Annotated in this window: 1 protein-coding gene; it reads left to right on the top strand. The window is 43.2% G+C overall.

The window, feature by feature from the left end; genetic code table 11:
- The coding region (locus G3A47_RS23620; protein WP_166926718.1) for a hypothetical protein at positions 1-416 on the top strand (416 nt) is incomplete at its 5' end.
- Positions 417-500: the final 84 nt, after the last annotated feature.

Here is a 500-nt window from a genome sequence, read left to right as displayed (position 1 = left end):
CTGACCAGCAAGTGACTAACTGCGAAGGTCTTGGTGTGTCTGTCGTGCTCCGTAACCGGGATGGATTGGCTTCTTCTGTGGTGACCTATCTTGGGATGAACCGCATCGGCACAGTATACGATACATATGCTCTCAACTCTGGTGTGGTTAAGCTGGTAAGTTCGCCGTGCGTAGTTAATATCAACTCTTCAGGTGCGATTGCTCTTGCCACGGGTTGTGTCGCGACTAAATCATCCGTTGGTGTTTTGGTCATCAACTTCCCTACTGACATGTCACGTGCAGGCTACACTTTTTCTTCGCCTGGTACTGGAAGGTATGTTGTTGTTAATAAAACATCAACAACATCATGGACTATTACGACATACAACAATTCAGGTGTAATCTCAGACCTTGAATGTAGTATTGTTATTCAGTAAAACATAACCCCGCTTCTGCGGGGTTAGCTTTTGTTTATTAATAATATTTCTTATATAGAGTTTACTGTTTGTATTACCCTAACC

This window comes from Flavobacterium poyangense, from assembly GCF_011751075.1.
GTDB lineage: Bacteria > Bacteroidota > Bacteroidia > Flavobacteriales > Flavobacteriaceae > Flavobacterium > Flavobacterium poyangense.
This window is presented reverse-complemented; position numbering and strand designations above follow the sequence as displayed.